The organism is Sphingobacterium sp. xlx-130 (genome assembly GCF_011007405.1).
Lineage (GTDB): Bacteria > Bacteroidota > Bacteroidia > Sphingobacteriales > Sphingobacteriaceae > Sphingobacterium > Sphingobacterium luzhongxinii.
Genome location: NZ_WFKN01000005.1, coordinates 565,715 through 575,365 on the forward strand (window position 1 = coordinate 565,715; position 9,651 = coordinate 575,365).

8 protein-coding genes are annotated in these 9,651 nt (G+C 39.5%); 6 read left to right on the forward strand and 2 right to left on the reverse strand.

Annotation, left to right across the window (positions count from 1 at the left end; genetic code table 11):
* Positions 1-16: 16 nt before the first annotated feature.
* A complete protein-coding gene (locus G7B18_RS11380; RefSeq protein ID WP_164110092.1) occupies positions 17-709 on the forward strand; it encodes a ComF family protein in 693 nt (230 codons plus the stop codon).
* A 125-nt stretch (positions 710-834) separates the two neighbouring features.
* Here the strand turns inward: G7B18_RS11380 and G7B18_RS11385 are convergent, their stop codons facing one another.
* The gene (locus tag G7B18_RS11385; protein ID WP_164110094.1) at positions 835-1,218 is read right to left on the reverse strand and encodes a VanZ family protein; all 384 of its coding nucleotides are present in this window, start codon (positions 1,216-1,218) and stop codon (positions 835-837) included.
* Positions 1,219-1,395: 177 nt separating this feature from the next.
* Here G7B18_RS11385 and G7B18_RS11390 point away from each other — a divergent pair, with 177 nt between their 5' ends.
* The 5 genes from G7B18_RS11390 (at position 1,396) to G7B18_RS11410 (ending at position 8,235) form a co-directional block, all read left to right on the forward strand.
* On the forward strand, positions 1,396-1,728 hold the full coding sequence (locus tag G7B18_RS11390) for a PadR family transcriptional regulator (RefSeq protein ID WP_164110095.1): 333 nt from the start codon (positions 1,396-1,398) through the stop codon (positions 1,726-1,728).
* A 34-nt stretch (positions 1,729-1,762) separates the two neighbouring features.
* Positions 1,763-3,352, forward strand: coding sequence for a PspC domain-containing protein (locus G7B18_RS11395; RefSeq protein ID WP_164110098.1), 1,590 nt, complete (start codon positions 1,763-1,765; stop codon positions 3,350-3,352).
* Positions 3,353-3,414: 62 nt separating this feature from the next.
* On the forward strand, positions 3,415-5,826 hold the full coding sequence (locus G7B18_RS11400) for an outer membrane beta-barrel protein (RefSeq protein WP_164122610.1): 2,412 nt from the start codon (positions 3,415-3,417) through the stop codon (positions 5,824-5,826).
* Between the two features lie 251 nt (positions 5,827-6,077).
* Positions 6,078-6,902: an ATP-binding protein gene (locus tag G7B18_RS11405; RefSeq protein WP_164110103.1), complete on the forward strand. Its 825-nt coding sequence runs from the start codon at positions 6,078-6,080 to the stop codon at positions 6,900-6,902.
* Positions 6,903-6,939: 37 nt separating this feature from the next.
* Entirely contained in the window at positions 6,940-8,235 is a 1,296-nt protein-coding gene (locus G7B18_RS11410; protein ID WP_164122612.1) for a UDP-N-acetylmuramoyl-tripeptide--D-alanyl-D-alanine ligase, read from the forward strand.
* Here G7B18_RS11410 and G7B18_RS11415 read toward each other — a convergent pair.
* Positions 8,232-8,852, reverse strand: coding sequence for a trimeric intracellular cation channel family protein (locus tag G7B18_RS11415; protein WP_164110107.1), 621 nt, complete (start codon positions 8,850-8,852; stop codon positions 8,232-8,234). The genes G7B18_RS11410 and G7B18_RS11415 overlap by 4 nt on opposite strands.
* Positions 8,853-9,651 lie beyond the last annotated feature (799 nt).

Below are 9,651 nucleotides of genomic sequence, written 5' to 3' on the forward strand. Positions count from 1 at the left end.
TCAATAGTAAACAGTTTTGAACTTAAAAGCTTTTTTAAAGGATCTATTACATACCCTGTTGCCCGAACTGTGTATGGCCTGTGACGACGTTTTGCTGGCTCAGGAAGATATTCTCTGTACCATGTGTAGGTACCATTTGCCTTTGACCGATTTTCACTTAGACGCAGAGAACGAAACCGCTAGACAGCTATTGGGAAAATTAGATTTCCAGATCGCTATGTCCATGCTTTATTTTTCTAAAAGCTCTAGGGCGGAGCGTTTGCTCCACCAGTTAAAATATGGCAATAAACCACAGATAGGGATTTTTTTAGGACGAATGTATGGCTTAACATTGAAGGATATAGCCTTTCAACAGTCGTTTGATATGATTATTCCAGTCCCTATTCACAGGAAGAAGCTTCGTCAGAGAGGTTATAATCAAGCATACCAATTTGTAAAAGGCTTGTCTGAGTCACTCCACATACCAGCATACGAGAACATTTTAGAAAGAAAAGTCCATTCTGTAAGTCAGACTAAAAAGAGTCGTTCGGAAAGGTATGATAATGTAAAAGGGGTATTTGTTGTTAGTAAAAACAGCCCTTCATTAAAGGATAAGCACATCCTGTTGGTTGATGATATTTTGACTACTGGAGCGACAATTTGTGAAGCAGGATCGGTGCTCTGTACAGCCGGAGCAAAGGTCAGTATACTGACAATTGCCAGAGCCTAGTTTTTACCTCCTTTTTCCAGAGAGTGGCTTTGGGCATCCACAGTCTTTATTAAAAATACCGCAAGACTGTAGAGTTAGGCCTATGGTCAATAGGCTTAAGAACCAGGTTAAATATCTCTTTTTTTTCATTTCTCTCTTTTATAAAAAAATATAAAGGCAAACGTTGCCATTCCTATGCCTGTAATATCTGCAAATATATCCCAAATATCAGCTGTTCGGGTAGGGGATAAATATTGTTGAGCAGCTTCTGTTCCAAAGGCAAATATAACAGTACTAACAACAACTTTGGTAATGCTTAACCATTTACTTACAGACCTTTTTGATTTGAGAATCGATTCCCAGTACAAAAGGATACATAAAATGAAGAATATTCCGCAATGTACCATTTTATCAAATCCCTCATAGAATGTTACGTTATCAACTTCGAAGCTTCTTGATGGAAGAAGAAGGATTGTTAACATTAACATAGCCCATACAATTGCCCAAATATAATTTCTTAGATATTTCATCGCTCCAAATCTCGTATTTAGGAATGAAATAAGTAGAATTTTGTTGAATTAAGTTTTCTTAAAAAATGTTTATCAAAAATTATTTGACTGTATTTCAGTAGGTTGTGATAATTTTTTAAAAAAATATAGTACTATGTATTGCAAAGTACCATCTAAAGGATATAACTTTGTATTGTTATGATAGCAGAGAATACACAAACCCAGATGCGAAAAGGGATATTAGAATACTGTATCCTTTCGATTATCTCCAAAGGAGAGATATACGCATCAGATATAATTGCAGAACTAAAGAAAGCTGAGCTCCTGATCGTAGAAGGTACCTTGTATCCACTATTAACGAGACTCAAAAACAATGGTTTGCTGAGTTATAGTTGGCAAGAGTCTACTTCAGGCCCCCCTCGGAAATATTATCAGATTACAGCAGAGGGATCAGAGGTGCTCTATAGATTGGATGTAACCTGGAAAGAGCTTGTGTATGCTGTCGAAACCTCTTTGACCGGACGTAAGTAAAGAAACCAAGAACTAACCATTAGAATATATTATCATGAACAAGACAATAATCATCAACATAAACAGCATTGTTTTTCATATCGAAGAAGATGCTTACGAAGTTCTTAGAAGCTATATGATCGAGATAAAAAGGCATTTTAGCCAATCGAATGATAGCGGAGAGATATTACAGGATATTGAAAATAGAATCGCGGAGATGTTTACCGAACGGATTCAGGCGGGTCGTAAAGAAGTAATTTCGATGGTGGACGTGAATGAAGTGATTGCGCAGATGGGGCGTGTCAGCGACTTCGAACAAGCGGATGAAGAGACGGAAGAATCCTATGAATCGAATTTTAAAGAGGAATACAGACGCGTTGTTTCTGAGAAAAAATTAATGCGTAATCCCGATGATACTGTAATCGGTGGTGTGTGTAGTGGTTTGGGCTATTATTTTGGGTTGCAAGCCAAATGGATTCGTATTCTTTTTATATTACTTTTTTTATTCGGAGGGTCGGGAGTGCTGTTGTATGTCGTCCTTTGGATTGTGATGCCTACGGCTGTTACTAGGGCAGACCGAATGTCTATGCGAGGAGAGGAACCCAACCTTCAGAACTTTAAGAAGAATTTTGAGGAAGAGCTAGGAGGATATAGAGATGAATTTTCAACAGTCAAAGGACAATTTAGTAAAGGCGCTCAAGCTGTTGGGAGTGGCGTTTCGAGTTTCTTTCGGTTTTTGGGAAAAGGGCTCGCTTTTTTAATGCTGTTTTTCTGTGGTATGGTGATTATAGGGATGTTGGTGACCCTTGTTGGCTTCGCGACAGGTATTCTGGGATATCAAAATGAAATGGTTTTTCCAGGACTGGAGTTATTGTCTACGGGACAAGCATTAATTGCATTATTAGCTGGTGTGATGGCTATCACCATTCCTTTTATTGCATTATTACATATATTCCTTCGTATGCTATTGAATACGAGTCCGATGAATAACTACCTCTCCTTAAGTCTGTGGGCAGGTTGGATCGTATCTATTATTTTGGTGTTGTTTTATGTCTTCGTAGGAATTCAGGAATACAAAGAGTCCAGTACGATCAAAGTAGAAAAATCTTTGGAAAAAAGGAGTGTGTATCATTTTGTTGAAAAGGACATTCGAGTAATTGATGGGGCTACACTAGAGAATGGAGATAAAAAATATACACTTAAAATGAAGCGGGAAGAGTTGTCTAAATATTTGAGACGAGATATCAATATCCGTTTCGAATACCTAGACTCTCTAGAGACACCGTATATCCAATACAACTATTTTGCCAAGGGTCGTACCTATCAAAGTGCCTCTGAACGAGCTTCACGGATTAACTATCTAGGGCATGAAGATAAAGGTAAGATCATATTTGATAGCCACTTTGCGTTAGCGACAGATGAGCCTTATCGTGATCAATCGGTATCTGTAATCGTATTTCTACCTGTTGGCTCCAAAGTTACTATTGATGAGTCTATTCACAACAAAATGTGGTATCTCCCTTATTCAGACTGTATGAATGAATATGCCGACGAAGAAAAGGAAAAACATACAGAGTGGGTTATGAAGCGTTCGGGATTACAGTGTGCGCCCTCGCATGTAGAAAAGCCTAAAAAGAAAGAATAGGATGCAACTAAATCGGAAGAAGAGCCGTCTAATTAAATGATGGAGTTGATTTATAACCCTATATGAAAAGCGTTTTATTTTTAATACTAGGTCTGTTTTTGTTTTCGGTATCGGCTATAGCTACTCAGCAACCAGCAATACGAGGTAAAGTCGTCAATCAGGATAACGAGCCTATCAATGGTGCTTCCGTTTACCTGATTACGACTACAGCGCGGGCGATTTTAAAGACCGCCGTAACGAGTGTAGATGGTGTCTATACGATATTGGACTATCCCCGTGGAACATTTATCGTAGAAGCTACAGCGATAGGATTTGGTAAGGGAGAGACCCTGACATTTAGCGTTGATGATTCAGGGCTAAGTCTACCTGCAATTAAACTCGGACCTCAGACAAAAGAAATTGAGACTGTTACAGTTCGTAGAGAGTTACCTTTGATACAGAGTACAAATGGTAAACTGGTTATGAATGTGGAGAATTCTTCCGTTAGTGCAGGCAATAATGCTTTTGAGGTATTGCAAAGAGCTCCGGGAGTAAGTGTAGATAAAGATGATAATATCAGTCTAATGGGGCAACAGGGGGTCAATGTGACTATTGACGGTAGGCCCACCTATATGACAGGAGAGCAGCTGGCTACATTTCTAAAAAGCACAGATGGTAGTCAGATAAAAAGCATCGAATTGTCCACTACACGATCGGCCAAAGATGATGCTGAGGGCGCCGCAGGTGTGATCAATATTACATTAAAAAAGAATAAATTAGAGGGATTCAACGGATCCCTTGTCGCAAGCGCAGGTTTGGGACTAAAGTTTCGTGGAAACTCTTCCATAAACTTGAATTATAAAAAGAACAATACCACGTTTTTTAGCAATTATTCCTATACCGACAATCGAACTAAAGAAACGTTGGATATTATGCGTGTCATTCCGGATAGTATTGGAAAGACCTATTTTGACCAAGCTACGGATCTGAAGGAAAGAGACCGAACTCATAGTTATAAACTGGGTATAGAACAAAAAACTTCTAGTAGGAATACGTTTATGTTTCAGTTTAGTGGAAATAATAATTTAGAAAACCGAGATAATCCTGGAATAACAAATATAGGAAGTCAAGTTGGTGTGATAGACTCTATCATGGAGGCTTTCACGCTGGGCAAGGAGACGTTTAATAAGTATTCATTCAATGCGAACAACGAGTTTAAGATAGATACATCGGGCAAAAAACTGACAGCTGATCTTGATTATAGTTTATTCAAGACCAATAACGTCTTGAATTATGAGTATAGAACTTATTTTCCGGATATGAGTTATATCTATCCCCCCGAGTATGAACGGAGTGACGCACTGACCGACATTAAGATTTTTGCTGCAAAGTTGGATTACACCCAGAAGCTCTGGAAAGGGAATATAGAAACCGGTTTGAAGTACAGTAATGTGGAATCAGACAATAGAATTGTGTTCGATCAAAAGATCGCTGATCAATGGCAAAATAATACGGGACGTTCCAATACGTTCAACTATGTAGAGCAGATCGTTGCCGGGTATTTTGATTACAGCACCCAGATCAAAAAATGGGGCATCAAAGCGGGGCTTCGTGGGGAATATACCTTATCCGACGGGATTTCAGAGACTGAAAACAAGCAAGTAAAGCGAGATTATTTTGATCTATTTCCCTCGGCATCGTTAAGCTATAATTACAGCGAAAACCATGTGTTCGCTTTGAATTATGCGCGGAAAATATCGAGACCCAGTTACCGGCATCTCAATCCTTTTGAATACTATATCGATAAGCGTACTTTCTTGCGGGGTAATCCTTATCTCAATGCACAGTATACCGATGGTTTTTCACTTAACTACAGCCTCTTCAAAATGTTTAATATAGCAGTAGGACACGACTTTACCAACGATGCTATGGTAGAGAGCATGGGACAGGATACTGTTGCTAAGACAACATGGGTAATACGCGAAAATCTGGGAAAGCAGAGTACTACATATCTCAATCTTACTATTCCAGTCCGTATCGGCAAGTTCTGGACGATGTACAATAATCTAACTGGTATATATATGCATTTCCGCGGGCCGATAGCGGGTTATTATGTCAATCAAGGATCTGTATTTTTTCAAGGGAATTCAACCAGTAATTTCAAAATCAACAAGTCCATTTCTGCCGAGCTCGCTATGCGTTACAATTCACCTTTCTTGTACAATGTCTATAAAATCGAAGGACGGTTCAATACCGATATTGGGATGACTTATAATTTTAAGGATCAGCGTAGCTCACTCAAGCTAGCGGTTACCGATGTATTTCATAGTAATCACAATAATTTATCCACCAAGTTTCAGGAGTATGATTCGGAGATTCGGCAGTATAATGATACACAATCTGTCCGGGTCACATTTAATTTTAAGTTCGGGAATCTTAAGCAGTCTATTCGTCGTCGTGATAATGCGAGTGACGAAAAAGATAGAGCTCAATAAATATATTATGATTTAAAAGACTGTGTTTAGTTTTAGTTGTACCGTAGGCCTAAAGTGCCTGCGGTTTTTTTATGCTTTAATGCTCTTCGATTTAAACTTTGTGGGAGAGTTTAGTCTAACTCCTAGTTTCGGTATTGAAACCTGACTATGATTAATAAAATTATGTTTCGTATATTGAAAGGATAAAATATACATTTTGTTGCTATGGCGCCACTTGTAAGAGATGTGGCAGCCTGATAGAAAGGAAAGTTATGAAGAAGATATTTTTAGCCTTGGGGTTAGCAGGCTTCATTTTTACAGCACAGGCCCAAACCCATAAATTGGAGAAACTATGGGAAGCAGATCAAGGCTTGCCTGTTCCAGAATCCGTATTGTACGATGCCGCAAAGGGACTATTATACGTGTCTCTAATCGATGGCTCTGGCACCGAAAAAGATGGAAAGGGAGGGGTGGCACTTTTAAATCCTGATGGCTCCCTAAAAAATGCCAACTGGATTACAGGTCTTAATGCACCCAAGGGGTTGGCTTTGTACAGAGGTCTCTTACATATTGCCGATATTAATTCGGTTATAGTGGCCGACGTTGTTACAAATAATATCATTGACGAAGTTGAGATTAAAGGTTCCACTTTTCTGAATGATGTTACTGTAGATGATAATGGAGTGGTGTATGTGTCCGACACCAGGGATAATAAGATTTACCAGATTCGCAATGGCAACGCTTCTTTATATATGGAAAATGTACCGAGTGTCAATGGGTTGAAATACCTGAATGGTTCGCTGTATGCATTAGCCGGAGCAGAGCTTTGGAAAATCGATACGAATAAAAAAGTACAGGTCATCGCCAAAGGTTTTGAAAAAGGAGGAGACGGACTAGAGCCCGTCGGAAATGGTGATTTTCTCGTGACCTGTTGGCCAGGTTTGATTTATTATGTCAAAGCCGATGGCAGCATCGAAAAACTACAGGATGTACAGGGTAAAATGAATACGGCAGACTTGGGTTTCAATGCTAAAGAGCGAATATTATATATTCCCACTTTTAACAATAATAGCGTGATCGCCTATCAGTTGAAATAGATTTTTAATTACTTTTGTCTTATTAAAGAGACAGACCATGCAGATTGAAGCGTTGTACAGCATCTATAAGCAGTATCCGAAGATATCTACGGATACCCGTAATATCATAGCTGATAGTATATTTTTTGCCCTTAAGGGAGCGAATTTTAACGGCAATGCCTTTGCGGACCAAGCTTTGGAGAGCGGGGCTCGCTACGCTGTGATTGATGATGCGGCATATCAAAAGGACGAAAGATATATATTGGTTGAAGATGTACTGACCAGTCTTCAGGATTTGGCCAGGTACCACCGTGCCCAGTTGCAGATTCCTATTATTGGGATTACAGGCACGAACGGCAAGACAACGTCCAAAGAACTATTGCATGCCGTGCTATCGCAGCGATACAATGCATTTGCTACCCGTGGTAATCTAAACAATCACATTGGTGTGCCTTTATCCATCCTTTCCATCGATGCCGCTATAGAGATCGCTATCATCGAAATGGGGGCCAATCATTTAGGTGAGATTGCCTTTCTCTCCGATATTGCCCGCCCTACGCATGGGCTGATTACCAATGTTGGCAAAGCGCACTTAGAAGGATTTGGTTCTTTTGAAGGCGTAAAGAAAACCAAAGGTGAGTTGTATGATTATTTGCAGGATCATAATGGGACATTATTTCTGCAAGGAGATAATACCCACCTGATTGATATGGTTTCGTTTAGAAATATCAATAAAATCATCCGTTATGGCTTTGGTGCAGACAATGATGTGATTGGCAAATTGCTGATCGCAAATCCTTATCTTGCTATCAGTTGGAAAGAACGGAACAAGTCTGCTATTTACGAAGTATCAACTAATCTCACAGGATCCTATAATACGGAGAATTTTTTAGCTGCTATTGCGGTGGGACTACATTTTGAAGTTCCTGCGACGTTAATCAATCAAGGTATAGCGGGGTATGTACCGACCAATAATAGGTCTCAGATTACCAAAACCGATCGTAATACCGTTGTTGCAGACTTTTATAACGCTAATGCCAGCAGTATGGCAGCAGCGTTAGAAAATATGAAGGTATTGACAGCAGTGCATAAAGTTGTGATTCTAGGCGATATGTTTGAATTAGGCGACGATTCCTATCCAGAGCATGCCATTGTTATCCAAAAGGCTAAGGAATTGAAGTTGGACCGCTTGATTTTTGTTGGCGAAGAGTTTTTTAAACATCGCAGCGCCGAGGCCGAGTTTTATGAAAGTACTACAGATGCTCGGAAGGCTATTCAAGATCTTTCCGACAGCTTTGTTTTACTTAAGGCGTCTCGTGGAATGTCATTCGAGCGATTGTTGGAGGTTCTTTAGTCTTTTTTGTCGTCTACGTCAGACACCGCAGGTAGCGATAAATTATACTTTACAGATATCAATCGGATAGCTACTACGAATGAAGCGGAGATAAATGCATTCCAGCCCCTATCTAATCCAAAATACTCTAAGATTACAAATAAGAGTGCACCGGATAGACATGCCGATGCATATATTTCCTTTCGGAGAATTAGTGGAGTCTCATTCATTAAAGTATCACGTATTACGCCTCCCATCGCTGCAGAAAACATACCAAACATCATTGCTGCAATATTGCTGCTGCCATAATCCAATGATTTCTGTGTGCCTACTACCGTAAAAAAACCAATTCCGATAGCATCGAACAATGTCAGTGTTTTTGCCCAGTTGTAAAGGTGTCTATTGGCTACGATAGAGATAAAAACCCCGATAAAAATCGCGATAAGGTAGTTTCCGTCTTCGACCCAGACAGGTCTTATGTTTAAAAACACATCCCGTAGAGATCCACCTCCGATGGCTGTTACGAACCCCATAAAGGTCGCTCCGAAGACATCGATACCTCGTCTATTGGCCGCCATTGCGCCCGATATGGCAAAAACCATGGTGCCGAGCAGATCTATACCATATATGATGTTCATAATCTAAATACTGATAAACAATGATACAGAAAATATTTAGAATTAGACATTCTTGATTTGATACTTAATTACACCTATAGGTTTTAACACTACTATGATCTTTTTTGCTAAAGAAAGAGCGTGTACCTATCATAGTTTTAAGTGGTTTAATAGGGGGGGTAACCGCTGGCAGATAGTCCGTCACCTTCTTAGCTCACGGTTTCTTATAGCTATTATATTATAGACGGCAAGTTGCGTTTGCCCCATTTTCCTAGCTACGGTTATCCCATTTCAATTTTATTCTCCGCATTTCCAGCGTTTTAGGGTTTTATTGCAAAAATAGATGGGGATATCCTTTGGAACTATGGGTTTAATTGTCCTATCTTTGCACCACTCCGCAAGGGAGGAACGGTCGGATCTTAAGACGGGACCATGAAAAAAGAGGGGTTTAAAGTTATTTAAACGCGGGAATACAAGAAAAGACGCTGAAATAAATTTTCACATTTATTTTGGAGGTTTGAAAAAGATTCCTACCTTTGCAGTCCCAACGGAAACGAAGGGCAACAGAAAAAGCAGGATAACGGATTTTGTTCCGGCATCATAAAAGCAGAAGCGCGAAGCGGATGCGAAAAAAGTTCTTTAAAAAATGATCATGTAACGTAACGAGTAGTGTTGAGAAACGACGAAAGTTAAAAAAAATCAGCCATTTGGTTCTAGAATCAGAAATTATAATAAAGACAATTCTATTTTCATAAATAGTCTTGGTCTTACACTTCATTTTACAATGGAGAGTTTGATCCTGGCTCAGGATGAACGCTAG

Coding starts and splice junctions, on each gene's coding strand:
- G7B18_RS11395 (WP_164110098.1), top strand. CDS start 1,763: ATGAACAAGACAATAATCATCAACATAAACAGCATTGTTTTTCATATC.
- G7B18_RS11385 (WP_164110094.1), bottom strand. CDS start 1,218: ATGAAATATCTAAGAAATTATATTTGGGCAATTGTATGGGCTATGTTA.
- G7B18_RS11410 (WP_164122612.1), top strand. CDS start 6,940: ATGCAGATTGAAGCGTTGTACAGCATCTATAAGCAGTATCCGAAGATA.
- G7B18_RS11390 (WP_164110095.1), top strand. CDS start 1,396: ATGATAGCAGAGAATACACAAACCCAGATGCGAAAAGGGATATTAGAA.
- G7B18_RS11400 (WP_164122610.1), top strand. CDS start 3,415: ATGAAAAGCGTTTTATTTTTAATACTAGGTCTGTTTTTGTTTTCGGTA.
- G7B18_RS11405 (WP_164110103.1), top strand. CDS start 6,078: ATGAAGAAGATATTTTTAGCCTTGGGGTTAGCAGGCTTCATTTTTACA.
- G7B18_RS11415 (WP_164110107.1), bottom strand. CDS start 8,852: ATGAACATCATATATGGTATAGATCTGCTCGGCACCATGGTTTTTGCC.